Origin of the sequence: Paracoccus sp. SCSIO 75233 (assembly GCF_027912675.1) — a bacterium.
In the GTDB taxonomy this organism is placed as follows: Bacteria; Pseudomonadota; Alphaproteobacteria; order Rhodobacterales; family Rhodobacteraceae; genus Paracoccus.
Genome location: NZ_CP115761.1, coordinates 1 through 26,351, shown reverse-complemented (window position 1 = coordinate 26,351; position 26,351 = coordinate 1). Strand labels below are relative to the sequence as shown.

General features: G+C 61.8%; 25 protein-coding genes. 13 read left to right on the top strand and 12 right to left on the bottom strand.

From position 1 onward, the window contains the following. The first annotated feature begins 1 nt into the window (after position 1). The 9 genes from PAF12_RS17840 (at position 2) to PAF12_RS17800 (ending at position 8,210) form a co-directional block, all read left to right on the top strand. A complete protein-coding gene (locus tag PAF12_RS17840) occupies positions 2-1,201 on the top strand; it encodes an NADH:ubiquinone reductase (Na(+)-transporting) subunit B (RefSeq protein WP_271109907.1) in 1,200 nt (399 codons plus the stop codon). Further along, entirely contained in the window at positions 1,194-2,006 is an 813-nt protein-coding gene (locus PAF12_RS17835) for a Na(+)-translocating NADH-quinone reductase subunit C (RefSeq protein ID WP_271109906.1), read from the top strand. The genes PAF12_RS17840 and PAF12_RS17835 overlap by 8 nt, the downstream gene beginning before the upstream one ends. Continuing rightward, complete coding sequence (locus PAF12_RS17830; RefSeq protein ID WP_271109905.1) at positions 2,003-2,659, top strand: NADH:ubiquinone reductase (Na(+)-transporting) subunit D; 657 nt, start codon at positions 2,003-2,005, stop codon at positions 2,657-2,659. The genes PAF12_RS17835 and PAF12_RS17830 overlap by 4 nt, the downstream gene beginning before the upstream one ends. Further along, the gene (gene nqrE / locus PAF12_RS17825; RefSeq protein WP_271109904.1) at positions 2,659-3,267 is read left to right on the top strand and encodes an NADH:ubiquinone reductase (Na(+)-transporting) subunit E; all 609 of its coding nucleotides are present in this window, start codon (positions 2,659-2,661) and stop codon (positions 3,265-3,267) included. The genes PAF12_RS17830 and nqrE overlap by 1 nt, the downstream gene beginning before the upstream one ends. A gap of 16 nt (positions 3,268-3,283) precedes the next feature. Further along, on the top strand, positions 3,284-4,504 hold the full coding sequence (nqrF, locus tag PAF12_RS17820) for an NADH:ubiquinone reductase (Na(+)-transporting) subunit F (protein WP_271109903.1): 1,221 nt from the start codon (positions 3,284-3,286) through the stop codon (positions 4,502-4,504). 242 nt (positions 4,505-4,746) lie between these two features. Continuing rightward, entirely contained in the window at positions 4,747-5,769 is a 1,023-nt protein-coding gene (gene cysP / locus PAF12_RS17815; RefSeq protein ID WP_271109902.1) for a thiosulfate ABC transporter substrate-binding protein CysP, read from the top strand. Between the two features lie 69 nt (positions 5,770-5,838). Continuing rightward, on the top strand, positions 5,839-6,681 hold the full coding sequence (gene cysT, locus PAF12_RS17810) for a sulfate ABC transporter permease subunit CysT (RefSeq protein WP_271109901.1): 843 nt from the start codon (positions 5,839-5,841) through the stop codon (positions 6,679-6,681). Positions 6,682-6,684: 3 nt separating this feature from the next. Beyond that, positions 6,685-7,488 carry a sulfate ABC transporter permease subunit CysW gene (cysW, locus tag PAF12_RS17805; RefSeq protein WP_271109900.1) on the top strand — a complete coding sequence of 268 codons (804 nt, stop codon included), beginning with the start codon at positions 6,685-6,687 and terminating at the stop codon, positions 7,486-7,488. After that, positions 7,485-8,210: an ABC transporter ATP-binding protein gene (locus PAF12_RS17800; protein WP_271109899.1), complete on the top strand. Its 726-nt coding sequence runs from the start codon at positions 7,485-7,487 to the stop codon at positions 8,208-8,210. The genes cysW and PAF12_RS17800 overlap by 4 nt, the downstream gene beginning before the upstream one ends. Positions 8,211-8,212: 2 nt before the next feature. On the opposite strand, the gene PAF12_RS17795 is transcribed toward PAF12_RS17800, so the two are convergent. From PAF12_RS17795 to PAF12_RS17770, 6 genes are all read right to left on the bottom strand, one after another. Then, entirely contained in the window at positions 8,213-8,815 is a 603-nt protein-coding gene (locus tag PAF12_RS17795) for a 2-dehydro-3-deoxy-6-phosphogalactonate aldolase (RefSeq protein ID WP_271109898.1), read from the bottom strand. Beyond that, positions 8,812-9,714 carry a 2-dehydro-3-deoxygalactonokinase gene (locus tag PAF12_RS17790; RefSeq protein ID WP_271109897.1) on the bottom strand — a complete coding sequence of 301 codons (903 nt, stop codon included), beginning with the start codon at positions 9,712-9,714 and terminating at the stop codon, positions 8,812-8,814. Before PAF12_RS17790 ends, PAF12_RS17795 begins: the two co-directional genes overlap by 4 nt. A gap of 72 nt (positions 9,715-9,786) precedes the next feature. Continuing rightward, complete coding sequence (locus PAF12_RS17785) at positions 9,787-10,650, bottom strand: DMT family transporter (RefSeq protein WP_368045180.1); 864 nt, start codon at positions 10,648-10,650, stop codon at positions 9,787-9,789. Between the two features lie 164 nt (positions 10,651-10,814). Next, a complete protein-coding gene (locus PAF12_RS17780) occupies positions 10,815-11,825 on the bottom strand; it encodes a YeiH family protein (protein ID WP_271109895.1) in 1,011 nt (336 codons plus the stop codon). A gap of 97 nt (positions 11,826-11,922) precedes the next feature. Beyond that, a complete protein-coding gene (locus PAF12_RS17775; protein ID WP_271109894.1) occupies positions 11,923-13,437 on the bottom strand; it encodes a hypothetical protein in 1,515 nt (504 codons plus the stop codon). Then, positions 13,434-13,763, bottom strand: a complete 330-nt coding sequence (locus PAF12_RS17770) for a hypothetical protein (RefSeq protein ID WP_271109893.1) — start codon at positions 13,761-13,763, stop codon at positions 13,434-13,436. Before PAF12_RS17770 ends, PAF12_RS17775 begins: the two co-directional genes overlap by 4 nt. A 343-nt stretch (positions 13,764-14,106) precedes the next feature. On the opposite strand from PAF12_RS17770, the gene PAF12_RS17765 reads away from it, so the two are divergent. The 4 genes from PAF12_RS17765 (at position 14,107) to PAF12_RS17750 (ending at position 17,755) form a co-directional block, all read left to right on the top strand. Then, positions 14,107-14,604, top strand: coding sequence for a TRAP transporter small permease subunit (locus tag PAF12_RS17765; RefSeq protein WP_271109892.1), 498 nt, complete (start codon positions 14,107-14,109; stop codon positions 14,602-14,604). Continuing rightward, on the top strand, positions 14,601-15,920 hold the full coding sequence (locus PAF12_RS17760; RefSeq protein WP_271109891.1) for a TRAP transporter large permease subunit: 1,320 nt from the start codon (positions 14,601-14,603) through the stop codon (positions 15,918-15,920). The genes PAF12_RS17765 and PAF12_RS17760 overlap by 4 nt, the downstream gene beginning before the upstream one ends. A gap of 30 nt (positions 15,921-15,950) precedes the next feature. Continuing rightward, a complete protein-coding gene (gene dctP / locus PAF12_RS17755; RefSeq protein ID WP_271109890.1) occupies positions 15,951-17,042 on the top strand; it encodes a TRAP transporter substrate-binding protein DctP in 1,092 nt (363 codons plus the stop codon). Positions 17,043-17,158: 116 nt separating this feature from the next. Next, positions 17,159-17,755: an HAD family phosphatase gene (locus tag PAF12_RS17750; protein WP_271109889.1), complete on the top strand. Its 597-nt coding sequence runs from the start codon at positions 17,159-17,161 to the stop codon at positions 17,753-17,755. A 69-nt stretch (positions 17,756-17,824) separates the two neighbouring features. Here PAF12_RS17750 and PAF12_RS17745 read toward each other — a convergent pair whose 3' ends face one another. The 6 genes from PAF12_RS17745 to PAF12_RS17720 form a co-directional block, all read right to left on the bottom strand. Continuing rightward, positions 17,825-18,775 carry a hypothetical protein gene (locus tag PAF12_RS17745; protein WP_271109888.1) on the bottom strand — a complete coding sequence of 317 codons (951 nt, stop codon included), beginning with the start codon at positions 18,773-18,775 and terminating at the stop codon, positions 17,825-17,827. Positions 18,776-18,783: 8 nt separating this feature from the next. Further along, the gene (locus PAF12_RS17740; RefSeq protein ID WP_271109887.1) at positions 18,784-19,791 is read right to left on the bottom strand and encodes a glycosyltransferase family 2 protein; all 1,008 of its coding nucleotides are present in this window, start codon (positions 19,789-19,791) and stop codon (positions 18,784-18,786) included. A gap of 184 nt (positions 19,792-19,975) precedes the next feature. Beyond that, on the bottom strand, positions 19,976-21,010 hold the full coding sequence (locus tag PAF12_RS17735; protein ID WP_271109886.1) for a glycosyltransferase family 2 protein: 1,035 nt from the start codon (positions 21,008-21,010) through the stop codon (positions 19,976-19,978). 15 nt (positions 21,011-21,025) lie between these two features. After that, positions 21,026-23,323 carry a glycosyltransferase family 2 protein gene (locus tag PAF12_RS17730; protein WP_271109919.1) on the bottom strand — a complete coding sequence of 766 codons (2,298 nt, stop codon included), beginning with the start codon at positions 23,321-23,323 and terminating at the stop codon, positions 21,026-21,028. 396 nt (positions 23,324-23,719) lie between these two features. Next, positions 23,720-24,820 (bottom strand): ParB N-terminal domain-containing protein, encoded by a 1,101-nt coding sequence (locus tag PAF12_RS17725; protein WP_271109885.1) that lies wholly within the window; start codon positions 24,818-24,820, stop codon positions 23,720-23,722. Continuing rightward, positions 24,817-26,121 (bottom strand): AAA family ATPase, encoded by a 1,305-nt coding sequence (locus PAF12_RS17720; protein ID WP_271109884.1) that lies wholly within the window; start codon positions 26,119-26,121, stop codon positions 24,817-24,819. Before PAF12_RS17720 ends, PAF12_RS17725 begins: the two co-directional genes overlap by 4 nt. Positions 26,122-26,351: the final 230 nt, after the last annotated feature.

The window sequence follows — 26,351 nt, the reverse complement described above, 5'->3', positions numbered from 1 at the left end:
CTTGGGTCTACGCAATTTCTTTGACCGCATTGAGCCGCATTTCCTGAAAGGCGGCAAATGGGAGAAGTTCTTCCCCGTCTATGAGATGGTGGAAAGTTTCGTCTGCACACCCAAGACGGTGACGACGGCCGCGCCGCATGCGCGATCCTATATCGATATGAAGCGGATCATGACCTATGTGGTCATCGCGACGATCCCCTGCATCCTGTTCGGGCTGTATAATACCGGGCTTCAGGTCAATACGGCGATCCAGACCCTTGGCCCGTCGGGCTGGCGTGCGGGGCTGATGGAGGCGCTTGGCATCGGGTTTAACCCGGCGAACCCGTTTGCCAACATGATGCACGGGCTGACCTATTTCCTGCCGATCTACATCACCACGCTGGTGGTTGGCGGCATCTGGGAGGTCATCTTCGCCACGGTCCGCAAGCATGAGGTCAACGAAGGTTTCCTCGTCACCTCGATGCTCTACACGCTGATCCTGCCGCCCGCCGTGCCGCTGTGGCAGGTGGCGCTTGGCATTTCCTTCAGTGTGGTCATCGGCAAAGAGGTCTTCGGCGGCACCGGCAAGAACTTCCTGAACCCGGCACTTGTGGGCCGCGCATTCCTGTATTTCGCCTATCCGGCCTATATGTCGGGCGACACGATCTGGACACCGGTCGACGGGTTCTCAGGCGCCACGGCGCTCGCCGTGTCGGCGTCCGAGGGCTATCAGCAACTGGTTGCGAATGGCGTGACCTGGATGGACGCCTTTATCGGCACCATTCAGGGCAGTCTCGGCGAGACATCGACGATTGCCGCCTTTATCGGGCTGGCCTTCCTGCTGGTGACCAAGATCGCAAACTGGCGGCTTGTGGTCGGCTGTCTGGGCGGGATGATCGCGTTTTCCTCGCTCTTGAACCTGATCGGATCGGATACGAACCCGATGTTCGCAATGCCGTGGTACTGGCATCTTGTCGTCGGCGGCTACGCCTTCGGGCTGGTCTTCATGGTGACGGAGCCGGTGTCGGCCAGCCACACCAATCTGGGCCGCTATATCTACGGCGCGCTGATCGGCTTCATGGTGGTGATGATCCGCGTCGTGAACCCGGCCTTCCCGGAAGGGATGATGCTGGCGATCCTGTTCGGCAATGTCTTCGCGCCGCTGATCGATTATTTCGTCGTGCAGGCCAATATCCGCCGGAGGGCAAAGCGTCATGTCTGAGCAGAACTCCGAACCGCAAGGCCCGATTCAGCGCTTCCTCGCCATGCCGAACGATTCAGTGGCAAAGACCCTGATCGTCGCGGTCTCGCTGTGCCTTTTGGCCTCGATGATCGTGTCGGCGGCGGCTGTGGCGCTGCGCCCGAAACAGGCCGAGAACCAGCTTCGCGACAAGCAGGTCAACATCCTTCAGGTCGCCGGTGCCTATGAAGAAGGCACCGATATCGGCGCCGCCTTCGACGCGTTCGAACCGCATGTGCTGGAGCTGGCGACGGGCCAGTTCACCGACCAGTTCGACCCGCAAAGCTTCGACGACCGCGCTGCGGCGGATGATCCCGAATTGTCGCGGGAGCTAGAGGACGACCCGGCCGGAATAGGGCGGCAGTCTGATTATGTGACCGTTTACCTGCTGCGCGACGATGCCGGAGCTTTGGACAAGGTCATTTTGCCGATCTACGGCTATGGGCTTTGGTCGACGCTTTACGGCTATATCGCGGTTGAAGAGGACGCGAACACGATTTTCGGCCTGCAATTCTATGACCACGCCGAAACCCCGGGTCTGGGGGCGGAGGTGGACAACCCCCGCTGGCGCGCGCTCTGGAACGAAAAGAAGCTCTATGACGAGAACGGCGAATTGCAGATCACCGTGGCGAAAACCCCGCCAGCAGCGGGGGGCGAGTATTTCGTGGACGCATTGTCCGGCGCGACGCTGACCTCGCGCGGCGTGGATAATCTGGTAAGGTTCTGGATGGGCGAGCAGGGCTATGCCCCCTTCCTTGAACGACTGAAAGCGGGAGACATCGAATGAGCAGCCAGACACGCAAGGAATTGCTGGTCGATCCGCTGGTCGACAACAACCCGATCACGCTTCAGGTGCTGGGCATCTGTTCGGCGCTTGCGGTGACATCGTCGCTGAAGGTGGCGATGGTGATGGCGATTGCCGTGACCTTCGTGACGGCATTCTCGTCAATGTTCATCTCGATCCTGCGCAACCAGATCCCCAGCTCCATCCGCATCATTGTGCAGATGGTCATCATCGCCAGCCTTGTGATCGTGGTCGATCAGGTGCTGAAAGCCTATGCGTTCGAGATCTCAAAAACGCTTTCCGTGTTCGTCGGGCTGATCATCACCAACTGTATCGTCATGGGCCGGGCAGAGGCGTTCGCGATGAAGAACCCGCCTGTCGCCTCCTTCCTTGACGGGGTCGGCAACGGGCTGGGCTACGGGCTGATCCTGATGCTGGTCGGCTTCATCCGCGAGCTTTTCGGCTCTGGCAGCCTGTTCGGGATCACCATTCTGGAAACGGTGAATAACGGCGGCTGGTATGTGCCGAACGGGCTGCTGTTGCTGCCGCCATCTGCGTTCTTCGTGATCGGCCTGCTGATCTGGGCATTCCGGACCTGGAAACCGGAGCAGGTCGAAGAACGTGAATTCCGCATTCAGACGGTCGAGGCGCATTGATGGACGGGCTGCTTTCACTCGCCGTAAAGGCCATATTCGTCGAGAATATGGCGCTCGCCTTCTTCCTTGGGATGTGCACGTTTCTGGCCGTCTCCAAGAAGATTTCCACGGCAATCGGGCTGGGGATTTCGGTCGTGGTGGTGCAGGCCATCACCGTACCGACCAACAATCTACTGCTGACCTATCTGCTGAAACCCGGCGCGCTTGCCTGGGCCGGGTTCCCGGATGTCGATCTGACCTTTCTGGGGCTGATCTGCTATATCGGCGTCATCGCGGCGATGGTCCAGATACTTGAGATGGCGCTCGATAAATATTTCCCGCCACTTTACAACGCTTTGGGTATCTTCCTGCCGCTCATCACGGTGAACTGCGCCATTCTGGGCGGCTCGCTGTTCATGGTGGAGCGGGATTACAACTTCCCCGAATCCGTGGTTTACGGCATGTCGTCGGGCCTTGGCTGGGCGCTGGCGATTACCGCGATGGCCGGGGTGCGCGAGAAGCTGAAATATTCCGATATTCCCGACGGCCTGCAGGGTCTCGGCATTACCTTCATTACCGCTGGATTGATGGCCATGGCGTTCATGTCCTTCTCCGGCGTGAAACTCTGAAAAGGGGTCCAGCGATATGGAAACCTTCACGCTCGGCATTTTGCTGTTCACCATCATCGTCCTCGCGCTGGTGACGATCATTCTGCTGGCGCGCTCCAAACTGGTCTCGTCCGGCGACGTCAACATCACCATCAACGGCGAAAAGACCATATCCGTCCCGGCGGGCGGCAAGCTGTTGCAGACGCTTGCCTCGCAGAAACTGTTCGTCTCATCGGCCTGCGGCGGCGGCGGCACCTGTGCGCAGTGCCGGGTGCAGGTGCTGTCGGGCGGCGGCTCCATCCTGCCGACGGAGGAGAGCCATATCACCAAGCGGGAGGCGGCGAATGGCGACCGGCTATCCTGTCAGGTCTCGGTCAAGCAGGACATGGACATCGTTGTCCCCGAAGAGGTGTTCGGCGTCAAGAAATGGGAATGCACCGTCCGTTCGAATGACAACGTGGCGACCTTCATCAAGGCGCTCGTGCTGGAATTGCCGGAGGGCGAGGACGTGAATTTCCGCGCCGGCGGCTATATCCAGATCGAGGCACCGCCCCACAAGCTGAGCTACAAGGATTTCGACGTCGCGGAGGAATATCGCGAGGATTGGGACAAGTTCAATCTGTGGAAATACGAATCCAGCGTGGCGGAGCCGGTCGAGCGGGCCTATTCGATGGCCAACTATCCGGAGGAGAAGGGCATCATCATGCTGAATGTCCGCGTGGCCTCGCCGCCGCCCGGATCTGACGGCATCCCGCCGGGCAAGATGTCGTCCTATATCTTCAACCTGAAACCGGGCGACAAGGTCACCATCTCCGGCCCGTTCGGGGAGTTTTTCGCGCGCAAGACCGACAAGGAGATGATCTTCGTCGGCGGCGGCGCGGGCATGGCCCCGATGCGCAGCCATATCTTCGACCAGCTCAAGCGGATCAAGACCGACCGCAAGATCAGCTTCTGGTACGGCGCCCGCTCCAAGCGCGAGATGTTCTTTGTCGAGGATTTCGACCAGCTCGCCGCCGAGAACCCGAATTTCGAGTGGCATGTCGCCCTGTCCGACGCGCTGCCGGAGGATGACTGGAAGGGCTATACCGGCTTCATCCATAATGTGCTGTTCGAGGAATATCTGAAGAACCACCCCGCACCGGAAGACTGCGAATATTACATGTGCGGCCCGCCGATCATGAACCAGTCGGTCATCAACATGTTGCTGGAGCTGGGCGTGGACCGCGAAGACATCATGCTCGACGATTTCGGCGGCTAACGCCAGGAATCACTGCAAAGATCGCGCGCCCGGTCCTCTTGGCCGGGCGTTTTGCATGGGCCGAGGTTGTTTTGCGTTTCCGCAGCGAATGCAGTCAGCGTCCGATTGCCAGAAGGCGACAAATCGTCCCGCATTACTGCAATATGCCGGAATTTATTTTCTTTCGTGGCAACATCCATTGCAATTTCAGGAACAATCATACCATTTGCGGGGCAGAACAACATCCCAGGAAGGAACCTGAAATGGCTTCTTACACCCTTGCCCGCCGTCTGCCGCACAGCCTTGGCGTGGCCGCCATTGCGCTCGCCGGGCTTTTCACCCCTGCACAGGCGCAGGAACGTGACATTCTCAACGTCTCCTACGACATCGCCCGCGAGCTTTACGCCGCGCTGAACCCGGTCTTTGCGGAGAACTGGGCCGAAGAAACCGGCGAGACACTGACCATCGAACAAAGCCACGCAGGTTCCTCCAAACAGGCCCGCGCCATCCTGCAAGGTCTCAAGGCCGATCTGGTCACGTTCAATCAGGTGCTGGACGTGCAGGTACTGGCCGATAACGGTTTCGTCGATGAGGACTGGCAGCAGGACCTGCCGAACAACGCCTCGCCCTATTACTCGCTGCCCGCCTTCCTCGTGCGCGGCGGCAACCCGAAAAATATTCAGGGCTGGGACGATCTGATCCGCGAAGATGTCTCCATCGTCTTCCCGAACCCGAAAACCAGCGGCAATGCGCGCTACACCTATCTGGCCGCCTATGCCTATGCGCTCGACAAGTTCGAGGGCGATGATTCGGCCGCGCAGGACTTCGTCGGCAAGGTGCTTGGCAATGTCGCGGTGTTCGACACCGGCGGGCGTGGTGCCACGACCAGCTTTGTCGAACGCGGCATCGGTGACGTGCTGATCACCTTCGAGGCCGAGGTGGAGAATATCCGCGCAGCCGAAGATGAAGGCGCTTATGAGCGTGTCGTCCCGTCCGTCTCGCTGCTGGCGGAATTCCCGGTCGCCCTTGTCCGCAAGGTCGCTGACGAACGCGGCACGACCGATGTGGCCGAGGCCTATCTGAACTTCCTCTACAGCACCGAAGCGCAGGAGATCATCGCCTCCTTCAACAACCGTGTGCATGACCCGGAGGTGGTGAAGGCAACCGCCGATCAGTTCCCGGAAGTGCGCCTGATCACCGTCGACGAGGTCTTCGGAAGCTGGGCCGAGGCGCAGGAAACCCATTTCGCTGATGGCGGCACGCTTGACCAGGTCTTCCGGAACTGATTTTCCGGCACGCAAATCTGCCTCCCGCGCGGTTGCCGTGCGGGAGGCGCAGCTTTTCAGGACTGACAGATGACCGCTCTGGCCCGACCGCAGCCGCGCATATTGCCGGGATTTTCCCTGTCACTGGGAATCACCCTGCTGTTTCTGTGCCTGATCGTCCTGCTGCCGCTCAGTGGACTGTTATGGCAGTTGGGCAAGCTCGGGCCGGGGGATTATATCCGCGTCGTCTCGTCCGAACGCGTTCTGGCCGCGCTGCGTGTAACGATCTCGGCGGCGGCTTTGGCGACGCTGATCAACGGCGTGTTCGGCCTGATCCTCGCCTGGGTACTGACCCGTTATCGATTTCCGGGCCGGGGCATCATGGACGCGCTTGTCGATCTGCCCTTCGCGCTGCCCACGGCGGTCGCAGGCATTGCGCTTGTCGCGCTTTACGACCGTTCCGGCTGGGTGGGACAACTGCTGGAGCCGCTTGGCATCCAGATCGCCTATACTTGGTGGGGCATCGTGATCGCGATGGCGTTTACCTCCATCCCCTTTGCCGTTCGCGCTATCCAGCCCGCCATCGAGGAACTCGACCCGGCGGAGGAGGCCGCGGCCCTGACCCTCGGCGCCAACGGGCGGGAAATGTTCTTCCGCGTGTTGCTGCGCCCGCTTCTGCCGTCGATTCTGACCGGGGTCGGGCTGTCCTTTGTCCGCTCTCTGGGCGAGTTCGGCGCTGTCATCTTCATCGCCGGGAACATGCCGTATGAGACCGAAATCGCCTCGCTGCTGATCCTGATCCGGCTGGACGAATTCGACTATCCCGCCGCCGCCGCTGTCGCCGGCACGCTGCTGGCACTGTCGCTTGTGCTGCTGGTGGCGATCAATGTGATGCAGAACCGGCTGCAAGCCTATCTGCGGACGGAGGGTTGAGCGATGGCGAAACCGATCCTGATCGCACTGGCGCTCGCTTTCCTCGGGGTGATGGTGCTGATGCCGGTCGTGGCCATCTTCGACCGGGCCTTCGCTGACGGGGCAGGGGCCTATCTGGCGGCGATCCGCGACCCGGAAACGGTCGCCGCAATCCGGCTGACCGTCATCGCCGCGCTGATCGTGGTGCCGATCAATATCGTCTTCGGCGTCGCCGCTGCGTGGCTGGTCGCCCGCTACCGCTTCTGGGGCCGCCGCGTCCTGCTGATCCTGATCGAACTGCCCTTTGCCATGTCGCCTATCGTCGCCGGGCTGTGCTTTTTGCTGATATACGGCGCATATGGCCCGGTCGGCGCGGCGTTGGAGCCCTATGGCATCCAGCTCATGTTCAACCTGATCGGCATCGTGCTGGTCTCGCTGTTCGTGACCTGCCCGTTTGTGATGCGGGAAATCCTGCCGGTCCTGCAAGTCACCGGCGAGGATGAGGAGCGGGCGGCCCTGACCCTCGGCGCGAATGGCTGGCAGATTTTCCGCCATGTGGTGCTGCCGAATATCTCCTGGGGGCTGGCCTATGGCACGGTGCTGACGATGGCCCGGGCAATGGGGGAATTCGGCGCGGTCAGCGTCGTCTCCGGCGCGATCCGGGGCCGCACCATGACGCTGCCCCTGCAGATCGAGCTGATGTATAACGACTACAACGCCACCGGCGCATTTGCCGCAGCGACCGTACTGGCCGGGCTGGCTTTCGTGACGCTGATCCTGCGCGGCGCGCTGAACCGCTTTGGCCCGCAAAGGGAAGCCCATCCATGACATTCGAAGCGCGTGAGATCTATAAATCCATCGGTGACACCGACATCCTGAAAGGCGTGTCGCTGACCGTCGAGGCGGGGGAGTTCGTCGCCCTGCTCGGCCCCTCCGGCTCCGGCAAGACGACGCTCTTGAACATCATCGCCGGGCTGGCGCATGCCGACCGCGGGCAGCTTCTGCTGGACGGGCAGGACATCACCCGGCTGCCCTCCGGCAAGCGGCATTTCGGCATGGTGTTTCAGAATTACGCCCTGTTCCGGCATATGACCGTAGCGCAGAATGTGGGCTTCGGGCTGAAGGTGATGAAGGGCGGCCGCCGCCCGAGCCGTGCCGAGATCGCGGATCGCGTGGCGGAACTGCTGGAGATGGTCGAACTGCCGCATCTGGGCGACCGCTACCCGGCCCAGCTATCCGGCGGTCAGCGCCAACGGGTCGCGATGGCCCGCGCGCTTGCCATCGACCCGCAGCTTCTGCTGATGGATGAACCGTTCAGCGCGCTTGACGCACAGGTCCGGCAATCGCTGCGTGGCGAGGTGCGGGCGCTTCAGAAGAAGGCCGGGGTCGGTGCGATCATGGTGACGCATGACCGGGCGGAGGCGTGGGCGCTTGCCGACCGGATCGCGGTCATGGATCACGGGCGCATCGTGCAGTTCGACACGCCCGATGCGCTTGTCGAGGATCCTGCAAACGATGCCGTCCGATCGCTGGTCGCCGGCGTCGCCTGAGATCAGACCCCCGCATCCCAGATCCGCACCAGTTCAGCCGCCTTCCCGGCAACCGTCGCCGCATCGTCGCCGGGCCTATACAGGGCCGAGCCGACGCCGATCCCGGTCGCCCCGGCCTTGCGCCACGCGGGCAAGGTCTCTGCATTGACGCCGCCGACCGCATAGCAGGCGGTTTGGGGCGGCAGCACCGCACGCATCGCCTTCAGCCCGACCGGGCCGATCAACTCTCCGGGAAACAGTTTCAGCCCGGTTGCGCCTGCGTCAATCGCGGCAAACGCCTCGGTCGGGGTCATGATGCCGGGATAGCTGTCCAGCCCCGCCTGCCGCGTCGCCCGGATCACATCGGTGTCGCAATTCGGGGACACCACCAGCCGTGCGCCGAGTTCCGCCACCTGCGCGACCTGCTCGACCCGCAGCACCGTCCCCGCCCCGATCTGCGCGACATTACCGAAGGCGCGGACGATCTGCCTGACCGAGCCAAGCGCATCCGGCGAATTCAACGGCACCTCGATCACGGTCACACCCGCATTGATCAGGGCTTCCGTCACGCCAAGCGCCTCGGGCGGGGTAATACCGCGAAGAATGGCAATGATCGGTCGGGTCATGATCTGCCCTCATATTTGCGCCACGCCGCCAAAAGCCCGGCCCGGGTTGCGGTATCAGCATCGCCGACAACGGAAGCGACACCCTGCATACGCAGCGCAGCATCGTAAAGCGCCGCCAGCCTACTATTGCCGAGGATAAGCACCTGCTCACCCAGCCAATAGGCCCGCGCCGCCCCGAGATCGAGGCCGATCAGCGAACCGGACAGCCGCGACACAGCCTCCCCCGGCGCGGCGTCCCCGACCAGCGAGGCCGCGCGCAGCCGGAACAGCCGCGCCCATGCCTGATGCGGCTGGCTGAGCGCGCGATCCGTCTCTTCCGCGAAAACCGCCGGATCGTGATCACCGCTGATAAGGGAGTGGCGCAGGACCGATTGCCGTGACAGCAGACCGAAAATCTCACCCGTCATCACAGTCTGGAAATGGCAGATTTCCCCGGCAGAGATCCGCGCCCATTTCGTATGCGTCCCCGGCAGGCAGATCACCCCGTCAAAATCCGGCTTCGCTGCCAGCACCCCGGCAATCTGCGTTTCCTCGCCGCGCATGACATCAGGCGGATCAGTCTGCATGACGCCGCCTGCGATCAGCACGGGCCGACCGCCTGGATCACCCGGCACCGCCGTCAACTCCGGCGCGGCCGGGCATGGAACGGCGCGATACGGCACCTCGACCCAGCCCTGACGCGCGCCGACCATGCCGCAGGCGATGACCGGAACCGGCGGCCAGCCTTCGGTGAGACGCGCCAGCTCATCCGCAAAATCCTCGGGTCGGGGCATCGCGCCCATGCCATTATTCGATCTGCGTTCCACCAGTGCCTCGTCACCACGCATTGCCCAAACGCGCAGATTGGACGTGCCCCAATCCGCAGCGATCCAGTCCGCGTCCGCGGCAGATAATGTCATGTCTCAATCCCCGTCATTCTGTCGGATCGCTTATAGCGGCCCACGCTGGACTGACAAACGAGCTTGCCCCGCTCAGCCCTGCGGCGTCATCGCCTTGCGCTGCCGGGTCCGCTCCAGCCCCAGACGCCGCTCTCGCCAGATGATCAGCAGACCGGCGAAAATGATCAGCGCCGCGCCGAACAGCGTTGTCGGGGTGGCGATTTCGTCGAAGAAATACCAGCCGATAATAAGCGACAACAGCATCGAGGTATATTCGAACGGCGCAACCAGCGACGCCTCGCCATAGCGGTAAGCCGACGTCATCAGGATCTGTCCAAGACCGCCCAGAAGACCAATCGCAACCAGCATGGCAAAGGTCGCAGGACCCGGCAGCACCCAGCCAAATGGCAAAGTGAGCAGGCTCAGCAGGGTCGAGGTCATGGAAAACCAGAACACGATGGCAGAGGTCGATTCCTCATGCACCATCCGGCGGATAAACACCTGCGCCAGTGCGGCAAGGCTGGCCCCGGCCAGTGCCGCCAAAGCGCCTAGCGCCTGACCGGACCCCCCGCCACCGGAAAGCTGCGGCACCAGAATGATCAACACCCCGGCCAGCCCAAGTCCGACCGTCGACAGCCGGAACAGGCGCACCTTCTCCCGCAGGAAAATCGCGGCGAACACCACCACGATCAGTGGCATGGCATATCCGATCGCCGTCGCCTCCGGCAGCGGCAGCAAGGCGAGCGAGGTGAACACCATCGCCATTGCCCCCGTGCCCGCGATCCCGCGGACGAAATGGCTCATCGGGCGAACCGTGCGCAGCCCCTCCGGCATCTTGCCCTGAAGGATGAGCCAGACGAGGATCACCGGCAGCGCGAAGAAAGAGCGGAAGAAGACCTGCTCACCCGGCGGGACGTTCATCCCCTCGCCGGACGTCGCCTTCACCAGCGAGGCCATGACTATAAACACGGTTACACTGCAGCATTTCAGGAATATGCCGCGAAGAGGTCTGTCCATCTGCTGGCACTCTCGAAAGCCAAGGCGGGCGGGGCAATTGCCCATTTACCCGCTGCCTATGCTCATCAGGAAGGGGGGTCAATGCTCCCGAAGCGCAGCGGAGGTTATCGCATGATCGCGGTAAACCCTAACGCCATGAGCAAAAGGCACAGCGTTTCCAGCCCGATCACGATCACGCCGCGCGGTCCGGCAGCGAATATCTGCTTCAGCGATGTCCTGACCCCAAGTGCCGCTATCGCCGTGACCAGCATGAAACGCGATGCGCCCGACGTCATCTCCAGCACCGCATCGGGCAGCGGCAGCAGGTTGCGCACCGCCATCAGCAGCACGAACATCACCACGAACCACGGCAGCCGGGCTTTTGCGCCACCGCCCGCCCCACGATAGCCCAGCCCGATGGCGATCAGGATCAGGGGCAGCATGGCAACCCGCAGAAGCTTGGTGAATGTGGCGATCTCGCCCGCCTCCTCACTGATGGAGTAGCCAGCGCCCACAACCTGCGCGACATCATGGATCGTCGCCCCGATCAGATAGCCGCTTTCAATATCGCTGAGGCCAAGCGCAACAAACAGCACGGGATAAAGCACCATTGCCACGGTCGAAAGCGCCGTGACCCCGATCACTGTCAGCAACACATCCTCCTCCCGCACCCGCCCACGCGGCAATGCGGCAGCAATCGCCAGCGCCGCTGAAACCCCGCAGATCGCGACCGATCCCCCGGTCAGCAATCCGAAGGCCAGCGGGCGACCCATCACGCGCGCAATCCCGATCCCCGCCAGAAGCGTCAGCACCAGCATTGCCACGACAGCAATAACGGCAACCGGGCCAAGCTGCGAAATATCCCCGAAGGTCAGTTGCAGCCCCAGCAGACCGACCCCAAGCCGCAGAACCGTATTCGAACAGAACGCAATCCCCGGTGCCGCCCGGTCATCATGGGCCAGAAAATTGAACGCCATCCCGAGCAGCAGCGCGAACAGCATCGCGGGCGCACCGTAATGCTCACCAAGGAAGCTCGCCGCCAGCGCAATCGTCGCGGCCAGCGCGACGCCGCCTTTCTTCTCGGCAACCTGCCCGAGCGTCGCGCCGAACAGCGTGGCGGGATCAGAAAGGCGCATGAGCCGCCCCAAAGCGTGAAGGACGAAAATTCCAAATCTTCGAGGTTTTCAAGTCCCGCTTCCCTGCCTGACGGAGTCAGGTGGAACTTGCGCAAGTTTATTGCACAATGCAAGACGTCAGCGACCCCGCCTCCAACGGCAGAAAACGCTCTTCGACGATGGTCCCGAGAACTTCGGCCAGCCCCTCGGTCTCTTTCAGGCGCACCCGATATGAGCCTTCCGGCAGTCGCGCCTCCGACAGGATGCTGCCCGGCTCCACAAGCGCGATCAGGGGCCGCCCGGCGGCAAGGTAGTCGGCATATTTCGACGGCAGATAGGGATTTTTCTCGAACCGCTCGGCCCGTTTCGTGTCCCCGATCAGCAGATAATCCATCTCCCGCATCCGGCTGAACGCCTCCAGATAGGGCAGCGCCTCCTCCGCGCGGATAAGCGCCGCGACGCCCAGTCCGGTCACGGCATCGCAGAACTCGGCGGATTGTCGTCCGAAGATATGGAACCTGATCGCGGCCCGGATCTCCATCGGCAGCGCCGCCAGAGCATCCAGTATCTCGGCACCGCCACGGCGCGGATTGGCATGACCGAAATAGCCGATCCGCGCCGGATGCAGCCCGTCATCCGGCCTGGCAGAGGGCGGGGCCGCCGCGATCAGATCCGGTGCCGGGAGGGGATGCGGCGCGATCCGGGCACAGGCCACAGCGCGGGCCAGCACGTCGGACGGGTAATCCTGCGTCAGCATGGCGTCGCGCTGGTTGGGATTGGTGAACACAATTTCATCGGCAAGGCAGAACGCCAGATATTCGCACCAATAGAGCAGCGACCTGCCCGCAGGCACCGGAAAACCCCGCTGCCGGAGTTCATCGGCCAGGCCGCTGGTCTCAATCCAGCCATCATCATTCGCCGCACGGGATTCCTGCCCGAAAATATCGAGGCGGCAGGGGTCCGAAAACTCCGCCGTCCAGCATCCCGCCCGGCCCTGCCGCTTCATCAGCGCGGCGGCGAAATGCGATTGCGGCCACATGGAGCGGGAATAGACCCGTTCATATTCCTCGCGCCCGAACCGGCGGGAGGCCAGCGCCGCGACTGCCCCTTCGGCAAAATCCCGGCAGGAGGCCGCACTCGCGGGCCGGTTTTCGCAGTTCAGCACCAGATGCTGACCGATCAGGGGCCGAATGGCGGTATAAAACCCTGTATCCAGCCGCGACCGCCCCGACATGTCGTTGGAGATGATATCCGCAGGCGCATCCATATCGGCCAGACGCTTGGCCATGACATAACCCGCACTTTCCGCGAAAGGCGGAAAGCAGAATGACAGGATCAACTGTCCCGCCGGATCACCGGGCGCGGACAGGCCGTATCCCTCACGCATCTTCGCCGACCAGCCGCAATCCGGACCATCCGGCCCCATCATCCAGTCGGGGATCGCCGTCAGCATATCGGCGGCAAGCGGCCCGCGCCCGGTTTCATGCAGCACATCGACACATCGCCGCAGACAGCTCAGCGACGGATCGGCACGCCGCGCCCGGTCGAGCAAGTCGAGAAACAGCTTATCCGGCCCCTCCCGACCCAGATCCGCTGCAGCCGCCAGAAGTGCTGCGGCGCGCGCGCCACTCATCCGACGGATTTCCTGAACAGGCCGATCATGCGGCGCAGCGGCGCGGTGACACGCCATGACCGGCTGGCCGTGACAGACATAAGCTGCTGTTCCACGCTGCCCAGCCGTGCATTCAACCGGTCGATTTCGCGGCACGCGGCGGCATAATCGTCCCGACTGCGGATCAATTCACCATCCAGCCGCCCGAGCCGCGCCTCGTTCTCCTCACGCTCGGCCTGCAACTCAGCAGAAAGCCGCGCCGCTTCGGCCAGGCTCACATCCAATGCGCACCGGGTCAGGACGAGGCGTGCAGCCTCGCTCAGTGACTGCGTATCTTGTTGGTCCATGGTCAGCATCCCAATCAGGTTAACGGCCACGACATGCGATTATGTGCAGATACTGGTGAAGATGGAAACACTGGCGTCATTTAAACAAGGAGAGGCCCGGCCGACAACCACAACCCGCGATTAAGTAACTGTTAGATTGGTCAAATTGACACCGGGGACTTCAGGCACCGCACGCACGTTTCGGTTGCGTTTTATCATAAAGTTCTTCTATGTGGGCGGTCACGGGACAAATCCGGCGCGTCGGTCTGTCCCAAGGGGTCTGGTCAAATCGCCTTTTCATTTGAATTGTGCGCAGAGGGGTGTTTCTATCCCGCCAGAAAAGAAAAAACGGGGAGGAGGCCGCATGATCGTCAGAGCGATCGACGGGCTTAACGAGGTCGTCGGCAGGATTGTTTCCGTGGTCGCAATCTTTTTTGCGGCAATCATCATCTATGACGTCGTCATGCGCTATGTGTTCAATGAACCGACACGCTGGGCGTTCGATGTTTCCAAACAGCTTTATGGGTTTTACTTCGTCATGCTGGGCGGTTACGCGCTGCGCCACAAGGCGCATGTCCGCGTCGACATCCTGACCGAGCGGTTCAGCCTGCGCACGCAGCGTATCGTGGATATCCTGGGTTATTTCATCTTCTTCTTCCCCTTCGCATGGGTGTTCACCTTCCGGTCGTGGGAATTCGCGGCCCGGTCCTGGTCCCAGAAAGAGGTCACTTACGGCGCGATCCAGTTGCCGGTCTATCCGCTGAAAATGGCAATGTGCGTCGCGGCAGGGCTTCTGTTCCTGCAAGGCATATCAGAGGTGCTGAAGCTGATCTTCGGCGAACCGCAGGAGGCCGCGGAATGAGCCCGGAATATATCGCACTTCTGATGTTCGGCCTGCTGCTGCTGGGCCTGTTCATGGGGCATCCGCTGGCCTTCGTGCTGGGCGGCACGGCGGTGCTGACGGCGGTGATCTCCGGCAAGGCAATGGTGCTGGGGGTCGTCATCAACCGCATCTTCGGCGACGTGCTGGACAATTACACGCTGATCGCGATCCCGCTCTTCGTGCTGATGGCGCGGTTCCTGTCCGATTCGGGCGTGACGGACCGAATGTTCGAAACGCTGCGCCTGCTTCTGTCCAGTGTCCGGGGCGGGCTGGCGCTTGCCGTGGTGTTCATCTCCATCCTGCTGGCCGCCACAACCGGGGTCATCGGCGCATCCATCACCGTGATGGGCGTCATGGCGCTGCGCCCGATGCTGCAATATGGCTATGCGCCGACGCTGACCACGGGCGTCATCGCGGCGTCAGGCTGTCTGGGCATCCTGATCCCGCCCTCGATCATGCTGATCCTGATGGCCAGCTACTCCCCGCTTTCCGTGGGGGAGTTGTTCGCGGGTGCCATGATCCCCGGCATTCTTCTGGGGCTGAGCTATGCGATCTATGTCTATGTGATCTCCGTCCTGCGGCCCGATCTCGCCCCGACGGTCGAGCCGGATGAGAAAATCCCCGGCGGCCAGCTTTTCCGCATGCTGCTGATCGAGGCGCTGCCGCCGCTGGTCTTGATCTTCGGCATTCTCGGCTCACTGCTCGCCGGTATCGCGACCGCGACCGAGGCATCGGCCATCGGCGCAGGTCTCGCCCTGCTGATCGTCATCGCACGCCGCAAGTTTGAATGGCGAACCTTCTACGGCGCGTTTCTGGAAACCGCCCGGACCTCGGCCATGATCCTGTTCATCGTCGTCGGTGCCACGGCCTTTACCGGCGTGTTCAACATCACCGGCGGGCTGCGCGCCACGCAGGAAATCATCCGCTCGCTCGATATGCAGCCCTGGATGCTGATCACGGTGATGATGATTATCGTCTTCATCCTCGGTGCCTTCCTCGACTGGACCGGGATCGTGCTGCTCTCCTTCCCGATCTTCCTGCCGATCGTGCAGGAAATCCCGGATGTCAGCCTGCTGTGGTTCGTCGTTCTGATGGCAGTGGTGCTGCAGACATCCTTCCTGACACCACCTTTCGGGTATGCGCTGTTCTACCTGCGCGCCATCGCCCCGAAAGAGGTGCGCACCGGACATATCATCCGTGGGGTCATGCCGTTCATCGGCCTGATCGTGCTGATGTGCCTTCTGGTCGCCTTCGTTCCGCCGCTCGTCACGTGGCTGCCGGAAGTTCTTTACTAGACGTGACCATAACCAACTGGGAGTAAGATCATGAAAATCAGAACCACAGTTCTGGCAGCATCCGCCGCCGCCGCTGCGCTGGCCACGCCGCTCATGGCACAGGAAAACTGGACCATGACCTCGACTTGGCCGTCGTCTCTGGAGCTGATCGAGATCGACAAGAAATTCGTCGACCTGGCCAACAAGCTGACCACCGGTGACCTCACCATCGAATTCTTCGAAGGCGGCGCCATCGTCCCCGCGGGCGAGGTGTTCGGCGCGGTCGAATCCGGCACCATTCAGGCCGGCGCGGACTGGCCGGGCTACTGGGCTGGCCGCGATGCCGCCTTCTCGCCGCTCGCCACCACCCCGGCACTGTTCAATGCCGTGGATTATGTGAACTGGATCAACGAATGGGGCGGCCGCGAGCTCTATGAAGAGATCTACGGCAATTTCGGCATGATCTACCTGCCTTACGGCGTGACCAACAACGAATCCGGCTTCCGCACCGCCGAACCGATCGTGACGCTCGAAGACCTTCAGGGCAAGCGCCTGCGCCTCTCCGGGCTGGAGCAGGGCCGTCTGCTGGAAAAACTCGGCGGCAATCAGGTCTCGATGGCCGGCGGCGAGATCTATCAGTCCCTCGAACGCGGCGTGATCGACGGCGCGGAATTCTCGACCCCGAATGTCGACTGGTCGGGCGGCTTCCAGCAGGTCACCGATTACTGGGCGACACCGGGCTGGCACCAGTCGGCATCGGTGTTCGGCGTCATGATCAACAAGGGCGCATGGGACGCGCTGAGCCCGGAGACGCAGGAAAAGCTGCGAATCGCGGCGGACGCCACCATGCTCTGGTCGCTGGCCAATACCGAGAAGCGGGCAACCGACGCCTATGAGAAGTTCCAGCAGGAGGTCGAGATCAACCGCTATGACGACGTCGCTCTGGAGCAGATCCAGCAGATGGCCAATGAAACCATCGTCGAAACCGCTTGCGAGAACCCGAACTCCGCCAAGGTTTACCTGAGCATGGTCGAGTATCTGGAAAACTACGCCCAGTGGCGCGACGCTTCGGCCCCGTATAATCTCGGCCGCACGCCGAACGGCCCGACCTCGGAACAGCTCAGCGCCTGCGTAGACGGCTGATCTGTAAATAAATCGTTAAAATGCAAGACAATGCCCGCCGATCCGGCGGGCATTTTTCGTTCCCAAAACTTCCCCGGCGGTTTAACGTCAAGAAATGTATCCACGCGGGGCAGCAGATGAAAGCCATTGTGTTCGACATCGGGAATGTACTGGTCCGCTGGAACCCCGGACCGGCCTTTGCGCCATATCTCGCAGCAGGCGACAGCGTCGCGGCATTTCTGGACCGGGTGGAGTTCGATCAGCGCAACCTGCGCGCCGACGCGGGCGTGCCTTTCGCCGATCTTGCCGCGGAACTGGATGACCCCGCCGACCGCGAGTTGCTGGCCGCTTATCCCGCGCGCTTCGGTGCAACCGTAACCGAACTCATCGAAGGAAGCTGGGTGCTCATCGACCGGCTGCGCGAAAAAGGTCTTGCGATCCACGCCATTACCAACTGGTCAGACGAAACATGGCCGCAAGGCCTCGCCGCCCATCCCCGGCTGGGCAGCGCCTTCGGCACCGTCGTCGTCTCGGGGGAAATCGGCATGGTGAAGCCCGACCCGGCAATCTTCCAGTATTTCTGCAAACGCGCCAGGCTGGCTGCGGAAGATTGCCTGTTTATCGACGACAAGCCCGAAAACGTTGCCGCCGCCCAATCCATCGGCATGGCGGGGGAGGTATTTACCTCACCCGAAAATCTGGAAGCCGCACTGATCCGAAGGGCAATCCTGTAAACGAACGGCCTGAACAGACCCCTGCTCTGTCATTAACAAAACTTTAATAATGTAGATTATGTAACCTGACTATTCTTCCACCGCCGCCCGGTCGCGCTCCGCAATCGCCCGCCTGATAATCCGCGACATCTGCCTCAACCGCCAGTTCCTGCGCTCAGGCGGCACCGTCGCCAGCGCTGCTTTCGCCAGATCGAGATGCCCGCGACTCACCGCATCCTGCAACATTTCCACCAGATAGATCGGGCAATCCCGACGCTTCCGCAGCAATGCGAAGTAGCGCTCTCGGGTCAGCGTCCCCGCCAGCCCCTCAAGCGCAATAGGCTCAAGAATACCCATCCGTCTGAGCCGCGGCGGAACCTTATGCGTCAGATTGCGCCAGCGCAGGTCAATGACATTATCCCCCCGCATCCGATCCACATGCATCCGGTCCGGTTCGATATTCCGGTCATAGATAAAATAAACCTTACCCGCCGCCCGGACCCCCTCCGCCGCATCCCGGTATCGCGGCGAGGTCCAGTCCAGCGCCGAAACCGCCCAGTCATAGCGGTCCTCAAACGGCACCAGATCGGGCGCAAGGCTGGATTGCGGCGCGAGTCCCAGCACCGTACACCCCGGCGCCAGCGGTGCAAAGACTGTAGCGGCAAAAGCACCCATCGAGGTGCCGAACATCGAAACCGCCGGATAGGCCGCAAACACGCTACGATCCCGCATATCTTCCAGCACATCGAAAAGCTCGGGCGAGCGGTACCAGTCCGGCAGCTTCGGAACCACGCCGACCACACCCCAGCCCTGTTTGCGCACCAACGCCATCCCCCAGGGCTGACGCGGCCCCTCCGCCGTGATCGAGGCGATATTGTCAAAGCAGAAAACAAGCCGGTCACGGCCCGGAACATAGATGACCAGATGCCATTTCGTCTCGTGCAGCTCCGCACCCGGCATCTGCGAAAGCGCATGAATCTCGCTGAAATCGTGATTGAGACCCGGAAATCGCGTAAGCCGCTCCACCGGATCGTATTCCATTGATCCCGTCAAACTTCCGCCACCACCAGATCGGTTACAAAGTCCAGCCCCGTTGCGCCATACTCATAGGCCAGAATATCCGACAGGACGCGCGCATATTTCGGCTCCTTGACCAGCTCCGCATATCGCTTCGCCCGCCACTCGACTGCCGCGCGATGCAGCTTCAGCGCCTCGCCGCCACAAATCCGGTCGATCCGTTCGATCTCGTCCCGGATCATTTCCGACTTGCTGCGAAATGTCTCGTCCCGTTGACCTTTTGCGTTCCAGATCTTCCAATATGGCAAATCCATTTCGCGGCCCGGATGACCAGATTTCCCCCGGTCACATTTCAGAATATAGTTCTGAATGTCCTTCACAATATAATGGTGAACGCTGCCCAGCGTTCCTCCTTCAGCATCGTTAATGGCAAATATATTCAACTGGCTGGGATCGGTCCGATTCCCCGACCCGGTATAGGAATTCCACGTTTCAAACAGATGCTCTTTTGGTAAATGAACACCAAAGCGGGAAAACGAGGCGGTCTTGAACAGCGTCTTCGTCGGCATCTGCAACCGCCGCGCAAACTGCTCCGGCAGTGTCGCGTCAAACCGCGACGTGACCAGATCATCAGACATTTCCTTATGCCCGGCACAGCCGAACACCCGCCACACAAGGCGTATTTCCTCAGCATCTTCAGGATACGCTGCAATCAGATCCGGCAGAGTTCCTCCGGGCACGTTGATACGGACAAACTCGTCAATATCGATCGCCATCGCCCAATCGGCGGACCTGTACCGCTCGGATCGCGAAGCGCAACGATAGGAATAGCGTTGCGGCGATTTATAGCGAGCGCCGTCATTATCCTGATAATGGATCAGGTTGTGATCGGCCAGAAGCTGCAACAATTCCTTCGTGCCGTCAGTGGAGTCATTCTGGAACATCATGAAATCGGTAAAACCGATCAGGCGATTCCAGGCCAACCACTCCAGTATAAATGCGCCCTCGTTTTTTACGGTGCATACGGCAAGAATCTTCATGCAGCTTCCCATCTATCCGATAACACATTTTCAGGTTGTTTATTTAATATCCAAATAAATGTAAAGTTGTTAGATCGCTTGCCGCCCACCCCGTCTCATGGGCGGCAACCATAAAGCCGGTCGACATCATGGCAGAACCCTCTGGCGACAAAACAACCTACCTACTTCTCGGGCCTGGAAGATATCACCTCCCCTCCAACTGCCCGAACATCTTCAGCAGACGGATGGACGCCTCCTGCGACAGCACCGCGCTGTCCGGCGAATGCAGCACCTGGCAGTAGAGGCTGTAGGGCTCGCGCTGGCGGACCAGTTCGGCGAAGCGGTTGTCGTGCCATTGAACGGCGCGTTCATGCAGCGCGGCGATGCCGGGCAGGGATTTCAGCCGGGCGATCTCGTCCGTCAGCCTGTCCTGCATTGGCAGCGCCGCCCTGTTATCGATGCTGTTGTAATTCCGCTCCACCCAATAGGTCAGGTCAATATTCTTGCCGGTCCGGTTGGGCAGGCCGCGTTCGGATTTCACGACAAAGGCGCGGGCGGAGCGGAGCGAGTAGTGATGTATCTCCACCAATGTCCGCGCCGCGTGAACGCCCAGCAGCGACAGGCGCTTGTCGTTCGCTGCATAAACATCCGGCAGCGCCACGCCATTGCCGCCGACCCAGACCGGGCGCGAGTCCTTCTTGTGCTTCGGCCGGTGGACGCCAGCCCCGGAAAAGGCTGAGGGCCGGAACAGCGACTTGAAGAACGTCCCGGCTATCGGGTGCAACAGATCCGGCGGGGCCGAGCGGGTCAGCTGCGCCGTTACAGGCGCGTCCGCCAGCGAGTCCAGACCGCTCGCCCCGAACAGCCGCCACGGCAGGGCCACGGCATCGGTATTCGCGGGCACAGCGGCAAAGAGATCGGCCAGACGGCGGTCGCCCCGATGGATCACCGGAAATTCGTCAACATCGGCAATCATCATCCAATCGGCGGATTTGCGCAGCGGATGATCCCAGCCCGCCTTCAGCGCCGACCATTGCAGCGATTTCCCCTCAACCGCCGGGTTGGGCGCGTGCCGCAGCACATCCTCGCGCGCCAGGGCATCGAGCATCGCATCGGTGCCGTCCTCGCAATCATTCGAGTAGACGAGGAAATCGGTCACGCCGATCAGCCGCTGCCAGGCCAGCCACTCCAGCAGATAGGGCCCCTCATTCCGCATTGCCGTCAGGCAGACTATCCGCATGACCCCCCTGCCCTCCTAATGCTGGGTGTCGCCGGCATGTTCGACGGTGAAGAAGAACTCCTCGTCCGGCTCTCTGGCGACGATTTCGTCGGGCACCACACCCGGCCCGGCCAGATAGACATTCGCGCCGAAATGCCCGTGCAACCGCGACAGCTTGCGCAGCCGCGCCCCGATCAGTTCCTGGTGGAACGCCTGATATTTCGGCTGTGCCTTCAACTCCTTGATCTTTGCGGCGTGGGCGGCCACGCAGCCCTCATGCGCCGCGCGGATCTCCGGGTCGGCCATCAGCCGGTCGAACTCCGCCTGCAGGATCGGCAGGATCTGCTGCATCCGCCGGTCCTCGACGACATTGTGGTTCATGCGGAACCAATAGGCCATGCCCTGATCCCGGTCGACATGGTTCACCCGGCCCCGGTCGCGCTTGACCAGAAAGCTCTCGGCGGAGCGGACCGCGTAATGGTTCAGCGACACCAGATCATACCCATATGTCCCGGAATGCGACCGCCACGCGTTGCGCCACTGGTTCTGCGGCATCGGCCTGCCCGACCCATTCACCCAGTTGATCCGGTCGACCGCCGTCGGCAGCAGCCCCTTGGGACGGTGAACGCCCAGCTTCTTGAACAGCCCGGCATTGCGGCACAGCGTCTTGAAGCCCCAGGCCTGATGCGGCTTGTTGGCGAACTCGCGCGCCGCACGGGTGAATGACTGGGTGATGAACCCATCCTCGAACTTGTCGATGTCGTTATTGCCGTAAAGCCGCCAGGTGAGCGAGATCATATTGGCGTCCGGCACGGCCGCGAACAGCGATTTCATCGTGTGATCGCCGGTATGGACGGCGATATATTCGTCGACATCCATACAGATGACCCAATCCGCCGCCTTCACCATCGCCTCATCATTGGCGGCATCGAGCGCGGCGTGCTGCGGCTTCATCTGCACCTCGCGGAACGGGTTCTCGCGCCATTCGCAGATCCCCTTGCGCGCCAGCAATTGCAGGAAGCTATCGGTGCCGTCGGTGCAGTCATTGGTGTAGATCAGGAAGTCTTCAATGCCGATGGCCCGGTGATAGGCGATCCATTCCAGAATGAACGGGCCTTCATTCTTCATCGTCGTCACGATGGCGACGCGATTGCCGGAGGCCGCGCCATTCTGAACCGCCAGCGCCTCGGGCGGAAGCTCCTTTGGCTGGCGCATCGGATCCGCGCCGAACAGCGCCGACCGGGCAAGCAGCGCCTCATCCTCGACAAGGCTGGTCTTGGGCACGATCTGCCCGACGGATGCGCTGCCCGGACGTGCGAAGCGCAGCGCCATGCAGCGCGTGAACATGGTCGGCGAAAGCTGCGGGGCCGGGCCGAGGATCCGCACCCACATCCAGATCGCACCCTGTGGCAACGCAGCCGGCGCCACGCACCAGCGACTGTCCCGCGGCGGCGCATCAAAGCGCAGGCAGATATGATCGCCGAAACCGGGTTCGGTGTCCTTGCGCAAGCTCCACGGATAGGCGCGCTGGCCACGGATCAGCAGGAACCCGGTTTCCGAGGCCAACGCCTGATCGAAGATCGTCCCTTCGCCTTCGGGGATCGCCAGCAGGTCCATCACCTCTAGGTTGACGACCGCCCTTGCCTCCCCCAGAAAGCGCTGCCGCATCAGATCGAAGGTCAGACGGTAGCCAAGCGGCGCATACCACGGGTCCGGCTCTGGCGGGTCCATCCGGTCCTTGCCCGGCGAATCCGGCGCGTAAAGCGGATGCCATTCCGGACCATGATCCGCCGCACCCATCGGACGGTCAAAACCCACGACCATCAGCGTCATCCCGGCCAGTTCCGCCGTTTCATCGGCGCGGATCAGTGCGGCCAGATCGGCGGCGAAACCATCCGTCTCCGCCGGGGGGCCGCGATCCAGGATCAGCGCCGCGTCGGCACGGTGGTGGCTTCGGTGCCATCGCAGCCAGTCCAGCACGACCTCTGCCGTCTCTCGGCTGCGCTTGCCCAGCAGCACATTGCGCCCGGCAAAGATCCCCGTCTCATCCGGGTCAAGCGCCGCGCTGGCCGTCATATCACGGATTGGCAGCGGGGCGGTGCCATCGCTGTTCAACCGCACGGTCATCGTCGGCGCGTCAGAGACTACCCGCGACCACATCACACCCCCCTGCCCTTCCGGCAGCAGCAATCCGAGATCGGGCGTGTCGCGGAAATACAACCGGCCAAACTCCCCCGCCGGATGCGCCGCGATCAGCTCACCCTCAGGCCCGCTGCCGCCATTCATCTCCCGCAAAGATCGCGCAATGATTGTGCGCCGCAGGATGGGTTGCATTGGTTTCACCACTCGCTCCGTCCGGGTTCCTCTCCGGCTCAATTGCATATCCTCAACCAGACCGGGAAACCACAGCTATCATGGTATTTGCGTGGATAATTTAGCTGAAATGGTTGCCGCGCGTGGTTTTGAGCGGGTCTTGGTTGTGGCACGGGCCGATACAGGGGGCGAATTGATCGGTATAATTATGCGCTGTAGCAGGCCGCTTGATTGAGGCGCCCTGCCCCGCCAGCATCGGCCAAACTGTCAAGAGAAACAACCGTTCCGTGCGGTTGACGATGAGACCAGCTAAGGATGACAGCGGTAATACCATTCGGTATTACCGCAAAATACTGTCGCCACAGAACCGGCCCACCACCCTCCCCCGGGATCAGAAACCTTCCCCGCGGGGAAGGTTTAGTCGAGTTGGTCGAGCAGCGAGGCGACTGCCGCTTCCAGTCGCCGCCGGTCCACGGTGGAGAAATCGCGTGGCAGGCGGATCTCCAGCCGGCCATTTGCGGCCGTGCATTTCGCGCTGCCCTGCGGGCGGACAAGCTGGAAAGTGGTCTTTGCCTTGCCGGCGGGCGGAGATGTTTTCTTTACCGAGACGGCGTCCTCGGCCTCCGCCACGTCACCCCCCTGCCCCACATAGCGGCGCAGAATGTCGAGCTCATCCTGAACGGAACGGTTGTCCCAATCCTTCAGATCGGCCTTGATGGCGGCGGCCATGCCCGGCACCTCCTCGAGCTGCTGCGCGACGGCCAGACCGAGCGCGCGCGGGATTTCCTGCGGGAACTCCAGCACCTCGCCAAGCCGTTCGACCAGCGGGATGAATTTGCGGATATAGCTGCGCTTCTGGTAGCCCGCCGATTTGAACAGTTTCTTGACGGCCTTGTCGGCGTCGGTTTCCTGCGTCTCGGGGTCCATTGCGTAGTGAACGGCAAGCTGCGCCATTTCCGCGAAGGAGATGTCCTTGCGCACGAGGTTTTCATCCACCATGCGGCGGTAAAGCTGTTCCAGCGCGTCGCCCTTTGCGGCAATGCCTGCCGGGATCTTGCCCCAGCTTTCGGCGTCGCCGGTTTCCTTCAGCAATTCGCGATAAGCGCAAAGGCGGCGATAGCCCTGGATCAGTTCGTAGCGGCCATCGGCGGACGGCTCCACCCGGATCGGGTTGGACAGGCCGATGTCGCGTATCGATTCGACCAGTTCCGCCAGTTCGAAATCCGCCCCCGGCGCGCGGTCGCGGGTCAGCTTGTAAGTGTCGATGGCATCGAGCTGGATCAGGTCGGTGATCAGCCCGGCCCGCTTCATGCGGACATGTTCCTGCGCAAGAGCGTCGTTCTCGGCCCTGATTTCCGCCTCGATCCTTGCGCGGTCGCGGCTGGATTCGGCGGTCTCGGCGATGGCGGTGGCCATCGGCCCCCGGCGCGGTTCCTTCTCGGAAACCTTCCCCGCGGGGAAGGTTTCGGCGTCTTCCGATGGCATTTCGATGTCGAACATACGGCGTTTGCGGCTCATGCCTCTGCCTCCAGACCATCCCATGCGGCGAGCACATGGGTTTTGAACTCTTCATAAGCGCGGTCGAAACTGGCGCGGGCGCGCCGCCATGTGCCGCGTGTCATTTCGCGATAGTCGATTTCGTAGATGGAACTGAGGAAGCGGCCGGATTGCTCGACCGCCCGCGTCAGCTCGATCGGGTGTTCGGCCATGCGGTCCCCGAAAACCTGCTGGAAGGCGTGGAACATCGCTTGGTGAAGCTCGTTCGAGGCCTCGTAGCGGGTCATCAGGAAGCGGATATCGGTGAAGGCTTTCGGCAGCGCAATCTTCCCCGTGGGGAAGTTTTCGAAGCCGTGCGAGAGGTCTTCCAGCGCCTCGGCAAGCTGGCCGATGAAGCTGGTGGTCGAGTCGTATTCCCAATAGCCGGGGCCGGACGGGATATAGAGCATGTCGGCGGCAAACACCGCGTTCATGGATTGGTAACCAATTGCGGGCGGGCAATCGAACAGGATCAGGTCATAGGCGTCATCCGGCAGCGCATCCAGAAAGCGGGAGACGGCACCGAAGAAGGTCCATTCCGGGTTCAGATGGCGGTACTGGGCGGAGGCGAATTCGACGAAGGCCGCGTTGGCGCAGCTTGGCACGATATCGATGGTCGGCCATGCGGTCGGCTTGATGAAGTCGGCAGGCCGGAGCGCGCCGAGGCCCATGTCGCGGATCGAGGCCGGCAGCTTTCGCTGGGGCAGGGCGGTTCCACTTTCCGCGCCCTGGCTGGCGGCGTTCATCCGGTCGGTTTCGCGTTCGAGGTCGCGGGCCATGATGCCCCAGACCGTGTGATCCTCCCCGACATCGGTGAGGCCCATGCTGTGGGACAGCGTCGCCTGCGGGTCGAAATCGACCGCAAGCACCCGGTAGCCGTCGAGGGCTGCGGCATGGGCGAAATGCAGCGCCACGGTGGATTTCCCGGCACCGCCCTTGAAATTGGCGATGGCGGCGCGGAAGGCCCGCTTGCCCTGCGGTCGGGCCGGCAGGAGGGATTTCTTGCCGACGCGGATGCGGCGACGAAGCTCGTTGATCTCTTCCAGGCTGAACCAGCGTTGACGCCCGTCCTCCTCAACTTCCCCGAGGGGAAGGTTCGGGTCGGCGGCCAGCTTGCCGCGGAAGGTCGATTGATTGATGCGGAAGATCAACTCAGCCACCTCCCAGCTTGAGAAGCGGCGCAGGGTTTTCTCCAGCTCCGGGCTGAAGGTCTGGCGGCGGATCCAGCCCTGCATCTTCAGGGATTGTGCCTGCAACTGCGCGAGGTCTTGATGCGTATACATGTTGTGCCTGCTCTCTCGGACGCAAATTTTTTCTCCTTTCCGTTTTACGCTGAGTTTGCATTTTTCGCAAAGCCCATTTTTACTGGGTCCGTAGTATAGCCGATGCCAGCGCCTGTTGCGCGAATCGGTCTTGCAACGCACGGCGGGTTTACTTGTGGGTTACCGCTTGATTTAGGGGGACAGGCTGGGTGCCGATACCAGCAATTGGGGGACATCCGTGAACAAATAGG

What these genes read in the sequence shown, in the direction of transcription:
- PAF12_RS17835 (WP_271109906.1), top strand. Translation starts at nt 1,194, where the DNA reads ATGTCTGAGCAGAACTCCGAACCGCAAGGCCCGATTCAGCGCTTCCTC.
- PAF12_RS17745 (WP_271109888.1), bottom strand. Translation starts at nt 18,775, where the DNA reads ATGGAATACGATCCGGTGGAGCGGCTTACGCGATTTCCGGGTCTCAAT.
- PAF12_RS17740 (WP_271109887.1), bottom strand. Translation starts at nt 19,791, where the DNA reads ATGAAGATTCTTGCCGTATGCACCGTAAAAAACGAGGGCGCATTTATA.
- cysP (WP_271109902.1), top strand. Translation starts at nt 4,747, where the DNA reads ATGGCTTCTTACACCCTTGCCCGCCGTCTGCCGCACAGCCTTGGCGTG.
- PAF12_RS17795 (WP_271109898.1), bottom strand. Translation starts at nt 8,815, where the DNA reads ATGACCCGACCGATCATTGCCATTCTTCGCGGTATTACCCCGCCCGAG.
- PAF12_RS17765 (WP_271109892.1), top strand. Translation starts at nt 14,107, where the DNA reads ATGATCGTCAGAGCGATCGACGGGCTTAACGAGGTCGTCGGCAGGATT.
- nqrF (WP_271109903.1), top strand. Translation starts at nt 3,284, where the DNA reads ATGGAAACCTTCACGCTCGGCATTTTGCTGTTCACCATCATCGTCCTC.
- PAF12_RS17830 (WP_271109905.1), top strand. Translation starts at nt 2,003, where the DNA reads ATGAGCAGCCAGACACGCAAGGAATTGCTGGTCGATCCGCTGGTCGAC.
- PAF12_RS17800 (WP_271109899.1), top strand. Translation starts at nt 7,485, where the DNA reads ATGACATTCGAAGCGCGTGAGATCTATAAATCCATCGGTGACACCGAC.
- PAF12_RS17725 (WP_271109885.1), bottom strand. Translation starts at nt 24,820, where the DNA reads ATGAGCCGCAAACGCCGTATGTTCGACATCGAAATGCCATCGGAAGAC.
- PAF12_RS17760 (WP_271109891.1), top strand. Translation starts at nt 14,601, where the DNA reads ATGAGCCCGGAATATATCGCACTTCTGATGTTCGGCCTGCTGCTGCTG.
- PAF12_RS17785 (WP_368045180.1), bottom strand. Translation starts at nt 10,650, where the DNA reads ATGGCCTCGCTGGTGAAGGCGACGTCCGGCGAGGGGATGAACGTCCCG.
- PAF12_RS17750 (WP_271109889.1), top strand. Translation starts at nt 17,159, where the DNA reads ATGAAAGCCATTGTGTTCGACATCGGGAATGTACTGGTCCGCTGGAAC.
- PAF12_RS17780 (WP_271109895.1), bottom strand. Translation starts at nt 11,825, where the DNA reads ATGCGCCTTTCTGATCCCGCCACGCTGTTCGGCGCGACGCTCGGGCAG.
- PAF12_RS17770 (WP_271109893.1), bottom strand. Translation starts at nt 13,763, where the DNA reads ATGGACCAACAAGATACGCAGTCACTGAGCGAGGCTGCACGCCTCGTC.
- PAF12_RS17720 (WP_271109884.1), bottom strand. Translation starts at nt 26,121, where the DNA reads ATGTATACGCATCAAGACCTCGCGCAGTTGCAGGCACAATCCCTGAAG.
- PAF12_RS17730 (WP_271109919.1), bottom strand. Translation starts at nt 23,323, where the DNA reads ATGCAACCCATCCTGCGGCGCACAATCATTGCGCGATCTTTGCGGGAG.
- cysW (WP_271109900.1), top strand. Translation starts at nt 6,685, where the DNA reads ATGGCGAAACCGATCCTGATCGCACTGGCGCTCGCTTTCCTCGGGGTG.
- PAF12_RS17735 (WP_271109886.1), bottom strand. Translation starts at nt 21,010, where the DNA reads ATGCGGATAGTCTGCCTGACGGCAATGCGGAATGAGGGGCCCTATCTG.
- cysT (WP_271109901.1), top strand. Translation starts at nt 5,839, where the DNA reads ATGACCGCTCTGGCCCGACCGCAGCCGCGCATATTGCCGGGATTTTCC.
- PAF12_RS17790 (WP_271109897.1), bottom strand. Translation starts at nt 9,714, where the DNA reads ATGACATTATCTGCCGCGGACGCGGACTGGATCGCTGCGGATTGGGGC.
- nqrE (WP_271109904.1), top strand. Translation starts at nt 2,659, where the DNA reads ATGGACGGGCTGCTTTCACTCGCCGTAAAGGCCATATTCGTCGAGAAT.
- PAF12_RS17775 (WP_271109894.1), bottom strand. Translation starts at nt 13,437, where the DNA reads ATGAGTGGCGCGCGCGCCGCAGCACTTCTGGCGGCTGCAGCGGATCTG.
- dctP (WP_271109890.1), top strand. Translation starts at nt 15,951, where the DNA reads ATGAAAATCAGAACCACAGTTCTGGCAGCATCCGCCGCCGCCGCTGCG.